This window comes from Shewanella sp. 10N.286.48.B5 (assembly GCF_002874355.2).
Taxonomy (GTDB): Bacteria; Pseudomonadota; Gammaproteobacteria; order Enterobacterales; family Shewanellaceae; genus Shewanella.
The window spans coordinates 82,218-98,688 of sequence record NZ_MCVG02000002.1 but is presented as its reverse complement, the minus strand read 5'-3'; the positions used below and the strand labels follow the sequence as shown (position 1 = coordinate 98,688).

General features: G+C 43.5%; 12 protein-coding genes and 1 pseudogene. 4 read left to right on the top strand and 9 right to left on the bottom strand.

What is annotated here, in order from left to right; translation table 11 throughout:
• Positions 1-67 precede the first annotated feature (67 nt).
• The gene (locus BCU57_RS15365) at positions 68-493 is read left to right on the top strand and encodes a GFA family protein (protein WP_102438428.1); all 426 of its coding nucleotides are present in this window, start codon (positions 68-70) and stop codon (positions 491-493) included.
• Positions 494-563: 70 nt separating this feature from the next.
• Here the strand turns inward: BCU57_RS15365 and BCU57_RS15360 are convergent, their stop codons facing one another.
• The 4 genes from BCU57_RS15360 to BCU57_RS15345 form a co-directional block, all read right to left on the bottom strand.
• A complete protein-coding gene (locus tag BCU57_RS15360; protein WP_102438430.1) occupies positions 564-2,189 on the bottom strand; it encodes a M16 family metallopeptidase in 1,626 nt (541 codons plus the stop codon).
• Positions 2,186-3,697: a M16 family metallopeptidase gene (locus BCU57_RS15355; protein ID WP_241903519.1), complete on the bottom strand. Its 1,512-nt coding sequence runs from the start codon at positions 3,695-3,697 to the stop codon at positions 2,186-2,188. Before BCU57_RS15355 ends, BCU57_RS15360 begins: the two co-directional genes overlap by 4 nt.
• 156 nt (positions 3,698-3,853) lie before the next feature.
• The gene (locus BCU57_RS15350; RefSeq protein WP_372002084.1) at positions 3,854-4,777 is read right to left on the bottom strand and encodes a L,D-transpeptidase family protein; all 924 of its coding nucleotides are present in this window, start codon (positions 4,775-4,777) and stop codon (positions 3,854-3,856) included.
• Positions 4,778-5,025: 248 nt separating this feature from the next.
• On the bottom strand, positions 5,026-5,952 hold the full coding sequence (locus BCU57_RS15345; RefSeq protein WP_102438434.1) for an LpxL/LpxP family Kdo(2)-lipid IV(A) lauroyl/palmitoleoyl acyltransferase: 927 nt from the start codon (positions 5,950-5,952) through the stop codon (positions 5,026-5,028).
• Between the two features lie 103 nt (positions 5,953-6,055).
• On the opposite strand from BCU57_RS15345, the gene hldE reads away from it, so the two are divergent.
• Positions 6,056-7,486: a bifunctional D-glycero-beta-D-manno-heptose-7-phosphate kinase/D-glycero-beta-D-manno-heptose 1-phosphate adenylyltransferase HldE gene (gene hldE, locus BCU57_RS15340; protein ID WP_102438437.1), complete on the top strand. Its 1,431-nt coding sequence runs from the start codon at positions 6,056-6,058 to the stop codon at positions 7,484-7,486.
• Positions 7,487-7,547: 61 nt separating this feature from the next.
• Positions 7,548-7,670 (top strand): annotated as a pseudogene (locus BCU57_RS15335) (hypothetical protein); the annotation flags it as partial.
• Positions 7,671-8,677: 1,007 nt separating this feature from the next.
• Here the strand turns inward: BCU57_RS15335 and BCU57_RS15330 are convergent.
• The 5 genes from BCU57_RS15330 to BCU57_RS15310 form a co-directional block, all read right to left on the bottom strand.
• The gene (locus tag BCU57_RS15330; protein ID WP_102438473.1) at positions 8,678-10,030 is read right to left on the bottom strand and encodes a MipA/OmpV family protein; all 1,353 of its coding nucleotides are present in this window, start codon (positions 10,028-10,030) and stop codon (positions 8,678-8,680) included.
• A 213-nt stretch (positions 10,031-10,243) separates the two neighbouring features.
• The gene (locus tag BCU57_RS15325; RefSeq protein WP_102438439.1) at positions 10,244-11,260 is read right to left on the bottom strand and encodes a sensor domain-containing diguanylate cyclase; all 1,017 of its coding nucleotides are present in this window, start codon (positions 11,258-11,260) and stop codon (positions 10,244-10,246) included.
• 203 nt (positions 11,261-11,463) lie between these two features.
• Complete coding sequence (locus BCU57_RS15320) at positions 11,464-12,843, bottom strand: NAD(P)(+) transhydrogenase (Re/Si-specific) subunit beta (RefSeq protein ID WP_076540751.1); 1,380 nt, start codon at positions 12,841-12,843, stop codon at positions 11,464-11,466.
• Between the two features lie 5 nt (positions 12,844-12,848).
• Entirely contained in the window at positions 12,849-13,124 is a 276-nt protein-coding gene (locus BCU57_RS15315) for an NAD(P) transhydrogenase subunit alpha (RefSeq protein ID WP_102438475.1), read from the bottom strand.
• A 5-nt stretch (positions 13,125-13,129) separates the two neighbouring features.
• Positions 13,130-14,323 (bottom strand): Re/Si-specific NAD(P)(+) transhydrogenase subunit alpha, encoded by a 1,194-nt coding sequence (locus BCU57_RS15310; RefSeq protein WP_102438441.1) that lies wholly within the window; start codon positions 14,321-14,323, stop codon positions 13,130-13,132.
• Between the two features lie 341 nt (positions 14,324-14,664).
• Here BCU57_RS15310 and BCU57_RS15305 point away from each other — a divergent pair, with 341 nt between their 5' ends.
• Complete coding sequence (locus tag BCU57_RS15305) at positions 14,665-16,449, top strand: assimilatory sulfite reductase (NADPH) flavoprotein subunit (protein ID WP_102438443.1); 1,785 nt, start codon at positions 14,665-14,667, stop codon at positions 16,447-16,449.
• Positions 16,450-16,471: the final 22 nt, after the last annotated feature.

Sequence of the window (16,471 nt, the reverse complement as noted above, 5' to 3'; positions counted from 1 at the left end):
GGGCTTTTTTATTGGGGTAAATTTATGCTTTAATTAAGGTTTACAGGCTTAACAATTGAAGGTTTATATGGATGATAAATCAACTGAGCAGGCAGCTATGCTCACGGGTGGTTGTTTGTGCGGCGCAATTCGCTATCAAGTCAGTGCTGCGCCGTTTGATGCCGATTATTGCCATTGTGTGCAGTGTCAAAAATCATCTGGGGCAGTGTTTCAAGCTTGGATGGACTTTAAGTTTGAGCAGATAAGCTGGATCGCTGGCGCAGTGACTGAATATGCCTCTTCTGAGCATATACTAAGGGGCTTTTGCGCTCAGTGTGGCTGTACTATGAGTTATCGAGACCGCCGCTATCCTGATTATTACACTTTAACCATCGCATCCCTTGATAAGCCAAGTTCAGTGAAACCCAATTACCACATTTATACTCAAAATCAGGTTAGCTGGCTTAATATTGTCGACGATTGTCAGCGTTATCAATATGAAAGAAGCAGTTGATTGATTTTGAACGACTTCAGCTGCTGTTCATTGTTGCTTCAAATACAGTTAATTTTCGCTTCAAATACAGTTAATCAGGTTCTAAATGCCTAAGCTGCCAAGTGGGCAGTTTTTGCTGTAAGTCAGTGCGGATTTTGTCGGCATCACCGCGCAGCACTACGATAGGCGTGGTTAGGCTCAAGGTGTTGGCCTGTTGCAATAATTGCATCGGAGTCAGTTGTTGAAGTTGCTTCATCCCTTGGCTAAATTCAGCCGTGGTTTGGCCGCTTAATAATTGACGGATGTAGAGGCTTTCTTTACCAAATGGGCTATCAAGGCTAAGTTGCTGCTTACCTTGTAAGTAGGTCACAGTGGCATTGATTTCGTTTTGTGAGGCGGTTTGCTCAGTGATAAGACTTAAATGATCCAGCATCCCTTTTATAAAAGCGCTTGAGTTTTCTAATGCGGTGCTGCCATAAAAATACATATATTGACTCAATGGCGCATTGACGCAGCGGCCATAAACCCCATAGCTTAAGCCGCGCACTTCACGTAAATCATAAAATAACCGCCCTGAATAGCCCCTACCTAATAGCGCGGCAATCATCTGACAAGTATTGGCATCTTGCACTGTCGCATCAGCTGTAGCTGTGACGAGTCCAATTCTGACTTGGGTCTGCACAGTGTCTGGCGCATCAATGATATAAAGGATTTTATCCTTTGCAGTGCTGGTTTCAACAGTGCTTGAATTTATAGTGCTTGCTTTAGCACTTGTTTGAGCGCTTGTTTGAGCGCTTGAATCGAAAGCTGAATGACTTGAATCTGGCTTTTCTGTTAATAGCCAACTCGGCACCGATGTGACGTGCTGAGCTATTTGAGTCTTTGAGCTATTCGTTTTTAAGCTATTCGTTTTTAAGGTATTTGCTTTTAAGGTCTGCGCTTTTGTATTGGTTAATTGCGGGCTAAATTGTGGCGCAAACAAGTGCCACTGCAGCTGTTGTCGCAGCTCAGTGTGCAATGCAGATAAGCTGGAATGGGTTAACTCATCAATCACAGCGTTATTATTGATGTTTTGGTTGTAAGGGTGTTGGCTGCCCAGTAATTGCTTTCTAAAGGCGAGATCTATTTCGCTACCAGTGAAAGCGCCTATGTGCTTATTCAATTTAAGATTGCGTTTGATAGTGGCAATATTGACCTCATTCACCGCTTGGTTATCCCAAAACTGCCACAGTAGTTCCGATTTAAGCTTTGTGGTTGCCATACAATTAATACTGATGCCGATACTGTGCAGGCTGGCCCTAAAGCGCATGCTGTCATAACAGGCTGCTTGCACGGCGGTTAGCACTTGAGTATTGGCCATGTGTTTTTGCCGTTGTTTGAAGGCTGCGATAATAATATCGGGGTTAGCAATGGCAGTCTGAGTTGATATGCCGACTAAGTATAGCTGATGTCCTTGCTGGGCAAAGGAGTCAGCAGTTAATGACCATTGATGTAAAAAACTATTTGTAGTCAATGACATGGTTTGCGGCGAGAGTATTGCGCTTAATGGCAATTGTACTTTTTCACTACCGAATACCGGCAAATCGTTATAATTTGCTAAATTGGGCGGCTGTGCAGGGGTGAAACTAATAGGTGCATGCTGACAAGCCTGTTGTGAGCAGATAAAGACAGCTAAGCCGATTATTTTTGCCCAGAGAATTGAATGCGACTTTTTCATAATGCCCACTCTTCTAAAGATTCAGCCATCCCTTGGGGTAACCATTCAAGTAAGGTTTTGCCCCAGCGAATGTACCAAGGCGGCAGTAAATCAAGGCGAACTTGTTTGCCGATAAAGTATTGCTGGGTGACAGCTTTAATATCATCGCTAGTGACTTGGTTTATGCGCTGCCATGGCTGAGTGAGCGGCAAGAATTTATCGCGACTGGCGGTATTTGATAAATGAATAGCCAATTGTTGACTATCAGTAAAGTTAATTAGCGTGTCATTAAGGGCAATACTTTTAAGTTGGCACAATACATTGGGCTCAATACCTTGGCTGGCGACTTGCTTAAGGATAGTACTGACTAGTTGATTAAGTTCATCTAATGAGGTGTTGGCTCTGGGGACCAATACCAGATTAGTGACGCCGTGATTGTCCATGGTTAATGGCACTGAATAACTGAGCATATGGGGCGGGTTGGCAAGGCTTGCTTTGGTTAATGCATTGGCGATATTTTGAAAAAGATAGCTTTGCAGTAATGAAATTGCCTCAAAATCGCGATCTTGTCTGCCTACCGTATGCCAAGCCAGCAATAATGCAGGCCATGGGCCGCGAGTATCGATGATTTCAGCGTGGATAGCGTTAGTCTTTGTACCTAGATCGATTTTGCTAAATTTATCTTGCGGATGAGTGGGAGCTTGCCAGTGGCCAAAGTACTTTGTTAGCCAGTCAGCACTTCGGTCATTGAGTTGGCCAACCAAGGATATTTGCATGGCATCTGGGCGGTAATAGCGCTGATGAAATGCCATGAGTTCAGCGGCACTGGCGCCTTGAACATCTTGCTTACTGCCAATGATGGCATGACCATATTGGCTGCCTTTGACTTGCGATAATAGAAACTCCATTGCCTTTCGAATGTAGGGTTGGTTATCAATGCTGGTGGCCATTTCTTCTAACACCGCGCCTTGCTGATTTTTGACCGTGGTTTCTGACAGTTGCGGTTGAATAAATCTGTCGGACTCTAAAAACAGGCTCTGCTCTAAGGCTTGAGCTGGAATAGTGACATAATAATTGGTGTAGTCGAAGTGGGTACTGGCGTTAAAACGTGCTCCAAGGGCGCTCATTTGTTGTGGGTAGCTTTCATCGGGGGCATTTTTACTGCCTTTAAACAGTAAATGCTCAAATAAATGCGCATAACCCGTTTGCCCTGTTTGCTCATTACGGGAGCCCACATTAAATTGCGAGGCAATGGCCACCGTATTGAGGTGAGGTTGATTCACTTGGCGAATAATCAAACCATTATCAAGCTCACTGAGGGCGATCTGCTGTTCAAGTAATTTAAGCTTAGTTATACCGTCAGAGAGGTCACACTGCTGGGTTATTGATCTTGATTCGGTAAATGACGCTGATTTAGATGTAGATAATGATATGGGGGAACTGGCAATAGCTGGGCTGATGAAGCCACTCAAGGTTATTGATAGCAAGGTTACTGATAGTAAAGCAGAAATGGCAGTGATGGCTTTCAATCTATTACCCAGTGTATAAAGTGAACCCTTGATTTAGGTTACTGAGTATTGATAAAGAGCTCAAGCACTTATCAATGAAATATTCATATGGTAAGTGCTTGAATATAGGTGTTTAACAAAATAACTTATTGTTATTCGCTGCTGGCTATTGAGCGGCTATTCTGAATCGACAGGGTTAACCATGTCTTGGTTTTTTGCCTGTTGCATGCTGTTAATTCGAGTAGGTATACCGGTGCGCTGCTCTAGTAAGCGCTTTAGTACAAATGAGTCAGTGTCAGCATTAGCTACAACAGCAGTAATTTTTTTATTTAAGGTCAATGGAAGTGGCTCAGATGAATCAAATTGCTCTTGGGTCTCAGATAATGGCTGATGCACTTCTAAATAACGATTACCATCGGGCTCAACCGTGGCTTTAATCGGTTGATTAACAAATTGCACTCGGGTGCCAACTGGCACTGTGTTAAATAGATGCTCAATATCATCTTCACGTAACCTGACGCAGCCTTGACTGACGCGCAGGCCAATACCGAAAGAGGCATTCGTGCCATGTATCGCAAATAAATTACCTACATATAAGGCAAACAACCCCATTGGGTTATCTGGACCTGCTGGCCACACATCGGGAAGGGTCTCGCCTCTGGCTGCATAAATTTCGCGGGTACGCTTAGTGGGAGTCCAGGTTGGGTTAGCCCGCTTACGGTAAACCTGAGTCACCCAATTTTCAGGGGTGTCACGGCCTACTTGACCAATACCAATTGGGAGTACTTCAACAATATTGGTGCCTTTTTTATAGTGATATAGGCGCATTTCAGCACTGTTAATCACGATGCCTTTACGCGGTGCATCCGGTAGGATCAACTGATGGGGGATCACTAAGGTGCTACCTGGTTTAGGTAAGTATGGGTCAACGCCTGGGTTGGCTTCAAGCATATTGCTCAGTCCGAGTTGGAACTGATCTGCAATGGCTTCTAGGGTTAATTTACCTTCAGGTACAACATAATATTGATTTTCACCAATTAAACGACTGTCTTTAGCGGGTAAAGCATATTCTACCGCCACCACTTGGACGCTAAACAGCATGGTAGAAACAACAATCAATTTGGCGCAAAAAGACTTAATCATAAGGTGGATGTTTTCCTATGTGAGTGATGATCACAATGGCTTTGGTGAGTGTTATCAGTGCTCCTGCAGAATAAATCTCAACATCTGATGAAAACTTAAACTAAAGTTTCGCTATTTTTATCACTGGATACTTGATCATTTTTGCGCTTATTTCAAGCTATGGTCGTTATCCAGTGATATTTTACAGTTAATATTAACTCTGCTGGCTATTTGTATAAAGAGGGGGTTTCTTTGGTTGGCCGAGTTTTAAAGCGGCGATGTAGCCACATATATTGATTACGGTTACGATCAATTAATTGTTCAATGATCTTATTGCCACGAATAGCATCTTCGAGCTCATTTTCACCGGGGAAGTTATCAAGCGGCGCTAAAATTTCCATATTGTAACCCGTGTCATCATCATTACGTTCGACAAAAAAGGGTAATACTTTGGCGCGGCCTAATTTCGCTAAGGTGGTAGCGCCAGTAATAGTCGCTGCATCGGGTACGGCATATAGCGGGATAAATACTGCACTTGAGCGACCAAAATCTTGGTCGGCGGTATACCAGATCACATCTGGGTTTCTTAAACTTTTTACCATCTTACGTAAATCACGTTTTGGTACTAAGCCTTTATTCGAGCGCAGGCGGCCTTTGACTTGTAAGTATTCCATCACGGGATTGTTGTGAGGGCGGTAAACGCCTATCCCCGGTTGGAACTGGCCAAACATTCTCGCGCCCATTTCTAACGGTAAGCAATGCACTGCAAACAGTATGACGCCTTGACCATTATCTAGGGTATTGCGCACATGCTCATCGCCTTTAATGGTCATATGCTGCTGCACTTTTTCATCAGACCACCACCAAGCGTTGATGGTATCGAATAGGGCTTTACCGGTTTCTTCGAAGTTTCTCTTAAGCAGTGCCTCGCGTTCTTGTGCTGGCATATAAGGAAAACACAGCTGAAAATTGCGCTCTGCAGTATGTCTGCGACTCGCAGCAAGTTTTAAAACCAAACGGCCTAAACCCTTGCCAAGTGTCATTTGCCAGCGAAGCGGTAATAGCTGGGTCAGCTTCATAAGAGCAACACCAAACCATAATGGCCAATGCTTTGGGTGCAATAAATGCGAGGAAAATTGTGCTTTATCTACCACGAGGAACTCATCCAAAAATCAAAATTAGTTGCTATTCTAACTTAATTTTAGAGCAAAATTAGGTACAATCACGGTTTAATATCAGCAAAAGAATAAGTTTACTATGAAGGTATCTCTTCCTGCATTCGAAAAAGCCCGTGTTTTAGTGGTCGGCGATGTCATGCTTGACCGTAATTGGGTTGGCCCTACTGGTCGAATCTCACCAGAAGCGCCAGTACCTGTAGTTAACATCAATCAAATAGAAGACCGTCCCGGCGGCGCTGCTAACGTGGCATTAAATATTGCTGCCCTTGGCGGTCAAGTTGAGCTTGCTGGTATTGTCGGTAATGACGAAAATGCTAAAGCGTTAACCCTTGGTGTTCAAGCCCAAGGGGTTGAACCTCGCTGGTTAACCGTTGCTGATAAACCAACGATTACCAAATTAAGAGTGTTTTCTCGCAATCAACAACTTATCCGCTTAGATTTTGAAGAAAAATACCCTAAAGCTGATAGCGAAAGTTTATTAAATAGCAGTGAAGCGCTGTTAGATAACGTCGATGTATTGGTGTTATCTGACTATGCCAAAGGTGCGATTGACTCGCCAATCGACTTTATTGCTAAAGCCCGCGCTAAAGGCGTAAAGGTGCTGGTAGATCCTAAAGGCAGTGATTTTTCACGCTATCGCGGTGCGACGTTAATCACCCCTAATATGAGCGAGTTTGAAGCGGTTGTGGGCCCAGTAACCAGTGAAGCTGACTTAATCGAAAAAGCCAAAAAGCTGATTAAAGATAACGATTTTACTGCTATTTTGGTGACCCGCTCTGAAAAAGGCATGACGCTGATTAGTCATGATGATGCTGAACTGCATATCCCAACAGTTGCCCGTGAAGTCTATGACGTGACAGGTGCTGGAGATACGGTTATTTCAGCATTAGCAAGTTCGCTGGCAGCGGGTAGCTCGTTAGCACAGGCTTGTTCTATCGCTAATATTGCTGCAGGCGTGGTGGTGGCTAAGTTAGGTACCGCAACAGTAACCCGAATTGAACTCATTGGGGCCTTAGCTTTAAATCAAGGCGAGTCAGGCTTTGGCGTGGTGACTGAAGATCAATTAGCTTACGCCATTGAGCAAGCGCGTCTTCGCGGCGAAAAGGTAGTCATGACCAATGGCTGTTTTGATATTTTACATGCAGGCCACGTAAGCTATCTGCAGCAAGCAAAAGAATTGGGCCATCGTTTAATTGTTGCCGTTAATGATGATGCTTCAGTGAAGCGTTTAAAAGGTGATGGTCGCCCAGTGAATCAAGTTGATCGCCGTATGGCTGTTTTAGCGGGATTAGCGTCAGTTGATTGGGTTATTCCTTTCAGTGAAGATACTCCGCAGCGCGTCATTAGCCGCTTATTACCGGATTTGTTGGTAAAAGGCGGGGACTATAAAGTCGAACAAGTGGCCGGTGGTAAAGAGGTGATGGCTGCTGGTGGTAGTGTCGAAATTCTTGGGTTTGAAGACGGCGTCTCTACTACGGCTATTATTGAAAATATCATGGCTAACAAGTAGTGAATAGGCGGGCACTGTACTTAATGGCCAGTGCTGTTTTAAAGAGTGCCGTTTTAATCCGTGCTATTTTAATCCGTGCTATTTTAGACAGTGCCGTTTTAATCCGTGCTATTTTAGACAGTGCCGTTTTAAAGAGAGCATTTCTAATCAGTACCCTAGTGATCAGTCAGTCATTGCTGGCTGATACTCACTTGCCTTTTCAGATAAAAAACGCACTCGCCCCCACCATCTCCCCCTATTATTCAAGCTCATTTAGTTGGATGCCTATTAGTAACAAGCAGGCAATTGTGTGCGATGAAAGTCGTTACCCGAGTTGCTTGAATGCGTTACCTATTGAAGTCGTGAGCCAATTACCGAAAGACACGCAAATCAGCTCTCATTTAGGGGGTAAAACCGCAATGGTGTTAGCGGTTAATCACCATGATATCGCCGGCATTATTATTGTCAGCGCTAAGCAGCCCCTTACCCAAACGATAACCTCAATCAATGGGCATACCTATCAGTTAGCGCTGTTAGAACAATTTAAATTAACTCTATGGCATGAGGTGGGGCATTTAGAGAATATTGCCTTGGTCGGCGATGTACTTCCCAGTCCCCTTTCTGCCTATCAGCATGAATGGTTGGCGGACATGTATTTAGTGTGGCGTATTGCCCAAACGCACCCCGATTTGAATTTAGCTTGGCAGCAGTTTCATCGCCGTAATATGGATTTGATTAACAATAGACATAATATGAGCCATTGGAGCTCACCGCAGTTACACTGGTTATTGAGCCAATATCAATTTAAAGACATACAAGGCTTTGACCACTACAGTGAGTTTATTGCCACAATATTTCCGCAGCTAGCGCTATTTGATGACACTGAAATTGCTGAAATCTCCAGCCTAGTGCAACGCACATTTGGCCGAGGTGCAACGCTGGCGCTACCTAAATATATATTTTGGCGACAACAACGACTTATTGAGGTTATTTCCCCGACATTAGTCATGTTAATGGGCGAGGATAAGGCCCATAAGTGGTTGGTTGAGCAATTCTCTGAGGCGGCGCAATTAGTCAACAAAGAGGCTGGGCACAATAAGTTATAACTCTGATTAGTACTGTAACCTCGAGCTTAAACGTTATAAAAAAGCGACTAATTAAGTCGCTTTTAAATGTACTAACAATCTGTTTTTTTATGGCAATGTTTTTAAGTTAAAAATGCCACTGCAGATAAACCGAGTTGTAATTGCTGCCACCTTTGATGCGGCCAAAAGCTGAGCTGGTTTCAAAAATCCCTGATCTATGATGAATACTATAACCTAGCCATGCGTTTTTCATTGGGGCGTGGTTGAACACATCTCCCAAGTTAACATCAAATGAAAAGTCTAAGTAATTTAATAGTTTTGAGGGTCGATAATCTTTTTCGTCAAGTTCGCTGCCTTCAATGTAGGTGACATCAGAGACATAAGATAACCCTTCAGCAACCCCGATCCGAAAACGCCAGCCTAAATCTATGGTGTAAAAGGCTTTAACTGCAAGTACACCTTCAGCTAAGTTATCTTGTACTTCAGAGTCATGATGCCAAACAGCACCTGTTGTTAAGTATAAATCAATGGGTAAGTTGAATAAGCTATTACTGAGTGGGATACCATAGAAAAGGGAGGTCATTTGATTGTTGTAACGATCGCCTTTGGCATTCCCGGTTAAAATGTCATTCAAGCTTGAAGGCGTTGCCCAGCCGTGTGCGACTCTTAAAAATTCGCCACTTTCTTTAGGGACTGGATTGGTATTGGGCCTTTTATTATCAGGGAAAAAGCCAAAGCCTAAGAAGGACTCAAATTGATATTGATTTTCAATGGTGGGCAAGTGATAAATATCATCTTCAAGGCGGGTTACCCCAAAGTTACCCAATAGGTATAAATTACTGGCAAGGTGATAGCGAGCATTAACCCCTGCTGAAAAAGCCAATCCAGCACCGGGATCGGCTAGCTCTAAGCCATAGTAATGTTCATTGAAATCGTTGCTTTTCCATTGGAATTCGGCATAAGGATTTAATTGCCAATCACCGCCTTGCCAGTGGTATTGAGTACGAGTGTAACCATACATGCGCTTGTTACCATCACTCATGATGGCAACATCAGCTTCTAGGCCGTCTTTTTGAAAGCGGTATTGAAAACCAAAATCAAAGGCGTCAGATTGGGTTTGATTTTGATATTCTTTAGGGATGTCAACGAACCGAAAACGACTATAAACATTGACTTGATGTTCATCATTTTTCCATAAATGAACCCCGCCCTCTAAGCCATTTAAATAAAAATAATCATTTTCAAATTCAATCAATGGCATGACGTCATAGACATCATCATTTTCAGTGGCATAAGGAATATCAGCTTTACGCACACCAATGCCAACTCCCCAGGTTGATGGGAAGTATTCTACATCTGCATGAGACTCAGCTTTGCTTGGTGGATTAACCGTTTTGGTTTGGTCATTGTCAGCGATGACAGAAAAAGAGCATGTGCTTAAGCAAACAAATGCGGTAAGTAAAGAGGACGTTTTAGGCATAGAGGGCTTACCGTTAATCATTATTAGAATAATTGTTCATACCTAGCAGGATAAGAGGCTGTAAAAAAGCTAAGTAAGCGCTAATTTTTATTTTCAGGATTATAGCATGTAGATATTGTCAAAAATGAAAATCGTCGCTGTTGTAGCAATTTTTTAACTTTAGCGGCAGCTGAACTTTGGTGTTCCATATTGATCTCGACACATCAACAACCCCTAGCCAATGTGCTGAACTTTTGGCTCTAAACATGGCTGGGAAAATGAATAATTATGTTTACCCGATTGTTTTATGCCGTACATGGCATTATCCGCTTGCTTACAAACTTGGGTAAATGAGTCTTGCTGATCAAAGCCTCTAATACCAATGCTTAACCCTAGTGATACTGATTTTTCTTCGATTGTTTGTAATCGGGTAAAGTGCTTGATTAATTGCTGGGCCAGCAGGCTGATAGTCGCGAAATCAGCAGTTGAGGTAATAATCACAAATTCATCACCACCGAGCCTAGCGATGCTGACGTTATTATTTGAGATTAAGGTTTGGCAATAATGATTAAGAGTATTACTGATTTCGACTAGGACTAAATCACCAAAATGATGACCATATTTGTCGTTAACGCCTTTAAAATTATCAACATCGATAAATAATAAACTACCTGAGTTAAAGTCTTTCTCTTGCTGCATCTGCAAGTAAGCTTTTTCAATAGCTGCGCGGTTTAGTAAGTCAGTGAGAGGGTCTTGGTGGGCAAGGCGGGCTAAGTCGAGTTCATAGCGTTTTTCTTGGGTAATATCGATATGGGTGCCCATGATCCTTAAGGGGTGTCCATCTGAGGTGTATTCCACGATACGGCCCCGATCTGAAACCCAGCTGGTGGTGCCATTTTTATGGATCATTCGATGAACGGCGCGATAAACCTCTTCTTTACCTGTGAGGTGATCTTCAAAAGCTTTGATGACCCAGTCTTTATCTTCAGGATGTAAATGGCTTTTCCAGCTAGAAATATTTGCCGCTCGCTCTTCGAGGGTATAACCCAGCAATGCGCCCCATTCTTGATTGAAAATGGTCAGATCGCCAGAAGGGATATGTTGCTCCCACAGACACAAGCCTGTGCCATCGAGTGTTGCTGAGAGCTTCTCTTCACACAGCTTTAGTTTCTGCTTAAGTAAATCATTCTCTTGGGTGAGTTGATTTAACTGAGCTGTGAGCTGTTGAATTTGTGAAGCCAATGGGTCCATCTGAGAAAATCATCCTTGTGTTAAAACGAGCTAAAGCTTGAAAAGCAATCGGTATATCCTTTGTACATTTTACTCATAAATTCGTCAAGAATGAGAATGTATGATTATTGATAACTTATTCTCCCAATGATAGAAATGAAGCGCTTATTAATAAAAAGGCCGCTAAGCGGCCTTTTTAGGGGGTATATCTAACATGTTGAAAATTAATCAGCTTCTTTTAAGCTTTGCGTCAGCTCAACAATGCCTTTTTTACCATCACCGAATAACATAAGTGCATTATCCATGGCAAATAATGGGTTAGGTAAACCTGCAAACCCTGGGCTTAATGAACGCTTAATTACCACCACGGTGCGGGCTTTATCGACGTTTAGAATTGGCATACCATAGATGGGGCTACCTTTATCTTCACGTGCCATTGGGTTGGTGACATCATTGGCACCAATGACAATCGCCACATCCGTTTGCGCAAATTGTGGATTAATCTCATCCATTTCAACTAACTGTTCATAAGGCACTTCAGCTTCTGCAAGTAGCACGTTCATGTGGCCAGGCATACGGCCAGCAACAGGGTGAATCGCGTACTTCACATCTACTCCACGCTCTTGTAAAACGTTAGCGAGCTCACGTACTGCATGCTGTGCTTGCGCCATGGCTAAACCGTAACCTGGGACAATAACCACACGTTCAGCGGTTTCTAGCATCATGGCAATTTCATCTGGCGAAGTTGATTTTACTTTACCTGCGTAAATTTCATCTGCATCGACTTTCTCGCCGCCTTCAGCCATCACACCGAATAAGACGTTAAATAATGAACGGTTCATGGCTTTACACATGATTTGTGTGAGGATAATTCCTGATGCACCAACCAGTGAACCTGAGATAATCAATACCGTATTACCTGTAATGAAACCAGTCGTTGCCGCGGCGATACCAGAATAGGAGTTCAGTAGTGCAATAACAACCGGCATATCAGCGCCGCCAATTGGCACCACTAATAACACACCCAAGACCACTGCCACAGCCACTAAAGCATACATTAAGCTGACGTTAGCAGGGTTAATGACTAGCGCAATGGCTAAGCCAAACGCAGTGATCAGCAGCAGCGCGTTAAGGATTTTATTACCTGGGACTTTGATTGGATTACCTGAAATAAGCTCTTGCAGCTTAGCAAAAGCCACAAATGAACCTGAAAGGGTAACTGCACCAATAATAATGGTCGCTCCGATAGAAATTAACGCCACCATGCTAGTAGCTGCAGTCGGGTCAAGGAAACTTGCCGCAGCAATGGCCAGTGAAGCACCACCACCAAAACCATTCAACAGTGCAACCATTTGCGGCATGTCGGTGACTTTAATTTTAGTCGCCATCACTGCACCAATGGTGCCACCTAATAGTACGCCGGCAATGATCCACTCATAGCTAAGAATGCTTTGGTCAAATAGGGTTACCACCACAGCAATAAACATACCCATGGCTGATAATTGGTTGCCACGAACCGCTGTTTTAGGTTTTGTCAGTCCTTTAATACCAAGAATAAACAGGACTGCGGCAACAAGGTAAGCCAAATAAATAATTGTTGTCATTGAGTCTATTTCCTCTTGAACATAGCTAGCATACGGTTGGTGACCATGTAACCACCGACCACATTGATGGTAGCCAGCACTACGGCGATAAAGCCAAGTACATTCACTATCATGCCACCGCCAGAACCTGCTGACAGTAGGGCGCCTACCAGTGAAATACCTGAAATAGCATTCGAACCAGACATTAATGGCGTGTGCAGTGTCGGTGGCACTTTAGTGATCAGCTCAACACCTAAAAATACTGCGACGACAAAAAGCGTCAGTAATAATAGTAAGGTCATATCCATTATGCTTTTTCCTCTACACTGGTGTCAGCTTCAGGCGTTGCTAAAGGCGCAAGACCCAATAAATCTCTTAGGCGAGCACTGGTGACTTCTTTGCCATGGGCAACAACAGTGTCTCTGACGATTTCGTCTTCAAAATCAAGAACCAGTTCACCCTCTTTACTGACGATTAAGTTCAGTAAGTTCTCGACATTTTTACCATACATTTGGCTGGCATGATTCGCTGCAGTGCTAGGTACGTTAGATGGCCCTAAGATCATCACGCCGTTGTGCATAATAACTTCATCAACGCGGGTTAATTCACAGTTACCACCTGATTCAGCCGCTAAATCAACAATGATGGTGCCGTTTTTCATGCCATCAACCATTTCTTTAGTGATAAGCACAGGGGCTTTACGGCCTGGAATGGCTGCAGTGGTAATCACAATATCTTGTTGTGCTAACACATTCGCCATCGCTTGTTGTTGACGCTTTAAAAAGTCATCACTTTGCTCGGTGGCATAACCGCCTTTGGTTTCAGTGTTTTCGGCTTCAATATCAAGCTCAACCGGTTTTGCACCAACAGAAATAATCTGCTCGCGCGCCGCAGGGCGAATATCATAGGCTTCGACAACGGCGCCAAGACGCTTAGCTGTGGCGCAGGCCTGAAGTCCCGCAACACCCACACCCATAATAAAGGCGCGAGTGGGTTTTAATGTCCCAGCAGCTGTCATCATCATTGGGAATAAACGCGGCGCTTTATGGGCGGCGAGTAACACAGCTTTATAGCCTGAAATCGTTGCCATTGATGACAACACATCCATACTTTGGGCACGGGTAATACGTGGAATAAGTTCTAAGGCAATCGCGCTGGCACCCGTGTCAGCAATTGCTTGGGCATTTTGCGGGTTAATCAGCGGGTCCATCATGCCAATCAGCAGTTGCTGAGGCTTGATTAGCGCTTTAATTTCATCGAATTGCTCACCCTTACAGTTCACCACGGTAATGATGTCAGCTTCATTCAGTAGCGCTGCTCGTGATGAAGCAATAGTGGCGCCTACCTTGACATAATCGTCGTCGGTAAAGCCTGCGTTTTGTCCAGCGCCTGATTCTACGATCACTTGTAGCTGTTTTTTTAATAATGCGGTCACATTGGCAGGGATTAACGCAACGCGTAACTCACCTGGGTGACTCTCTTTCGGTAGACCTAATTTCAAAAGGACAACCTCTTAGTTAGTGTAAATAGGGAAGGGTCGGGTCGTGTGAGTATTTAATACAACTTTGTTTTAAATACTCATTTTTTCTAAGTGCCTTTTTATGGTGCACATTTTTTTAGGTGCTTCATTCTGGCAATTATTAGGTTTGAAACAAGTAAATAATGCGCTAAATCACATTTTTACCGAGTTCAGACCCAAAAGTTTGCACTAGACCACACTTTTGTAGCTTAAAAATGCAGCTTTGCATATTCCTTAATGGAATAAAGAATTAACTTTTAGTCTTTTTTGGTTTTAAAGAATCGGAGTAATCTGATGATATTAAACTGTTATAGGGCTCTCCAATGTTGTTAAAAGAACTTTCTTCATTCGCATCGCCATTGTCTCAAGGACAAGTCGACAAGCTAAAACAGCTCACTTCTGAATTATCTGCGGTGCAATTAGCTTGGGTTAGTGGCTATTTGGCTGCATCTTCAAATCAAGGGCAAACAGCAAGTGCGCCAGAGGCTAGTGCAGCGCAAACTGTGACAATTTTATTTGGTAGTCAAACGGGTAATGGTCAAGGTATCGCTAAAGAGTTAGCTGCAAAGGCATCCGCTAAAGGCTTTACGGTTAATTTAAGCTCGATGGCTGATTACAATGTGCGTCAGTTAAAGCAAGAAACCATTTTAATCGCGGTGGTGAGTACCCACGGTGAGGGTGAAGCGCCAGATGATGCTATTGAATTACATAAGTTCCTTGCTTCAAAAAGAGCGCCTAAGTTAGATCAACTTAACTTTTCAATTTTGGCCTTGGGTGACTCAAGCTATGAGTTTTATTGTCAAACCGGTAAAGACTTCAGCGAACGCTTATCTGCTTTAGGTGCAACAGAGTTATTGCCGTTAGTTGAGTGTGATGTTGATTACGAAGAAGCTTCAGAGCAATGGCTTGAGTCGGTAATAACAGCGGTTGAGCCATTAGTTGAAACTAGCAGTGCCAGCGTGGTGTCAATTGATAGCGCCAAAGCGGCGGGTGAAAGCGAATTTACCAAGCAAAATCCTTATGAAGCAGAAGTGTTATTAAGTCAAAAGCTTACTGGTCGTGATTCTGATCGTGATGTTCGCCACGTGGAAATCGATTTAGGCGAATCTGGTATCAGTTATCAAGTGGGTGACGCCTTAGGTATTTGGTTTACCAATAACGAGGCTTTAGTCACTGAAGTGATTAGCGGTTTAGGATTAGACCCGTCAACTGAAGTTGTGGTCAGTAAAAATACCTTATCGCTACAACAAGCATTAACAGATAAAAAAGAGCTAACCCAACTTTACCCGGGTCTTGTGACGGCATGGGCAGAGCTTGCGGGGAATGCAGAGCTTAGCGCGATTGCTGCAGATAAAGAGCAAACTCGCCAGTTTGTATTAGGTCATCAATTAGCTGATTTAATCAGTTTGTATCCAGTAAAAATCGATGCCGCAACCTTAGTAAGTTTATTACGCCCATTAACACCGCGTTTATATTCAATTGCCTCTAGCCAAGCGGAAGTGGAAAACGAAGTGCATTTAACCGTGGCACTGGTTGAAGATGAGCGTGCGGGTCAAGCGCGTTTTGGCGGCGCTTCGCACTTCTTAGCATCTGCAGAAGAAGGTCAGCAAGTTAAGGTTTACGTTGAACCGAATAAGCATTTTCGTTTGCCAGAAAATAGCGACACTCCAGTTATTATGGTTGGCCCTGGCACTGGTGTGGCGCCTTTTAGAGCCTTCATGCAACAACGTGCAGCAGACGGCGTTAACAGCGATAGCTGGTTATTTTTCGGTAATCCGCATTTTGAGCAAGACTTTTTATACCAAGTTGAGTGGCAACAGTACCTAAAAGCGGGTGATTTATCGCGCCTCGATGTGGCTTTCTCACGTGATCAACAACATAAAATTTATGTGCAACACCGGATTGCAGAGCAAGGTGAAGCGATTTGGGCATGGCTACAAAATGGCGCGCATTTTTATATCTGTGGCGATGCAGAGCGCATGGCAAAAGATGTCCATCAAGCCTTACTAGATGTCGCAGTTAAGTATGGTGGTTTAGATGCGCAGGGCGCTGAGGATTACCTTGAAGGGTTGCGCAGTGCGAAACGTTATCAAAAAGACGTTTACTAAATGAATACCGCATGAGTTCGAA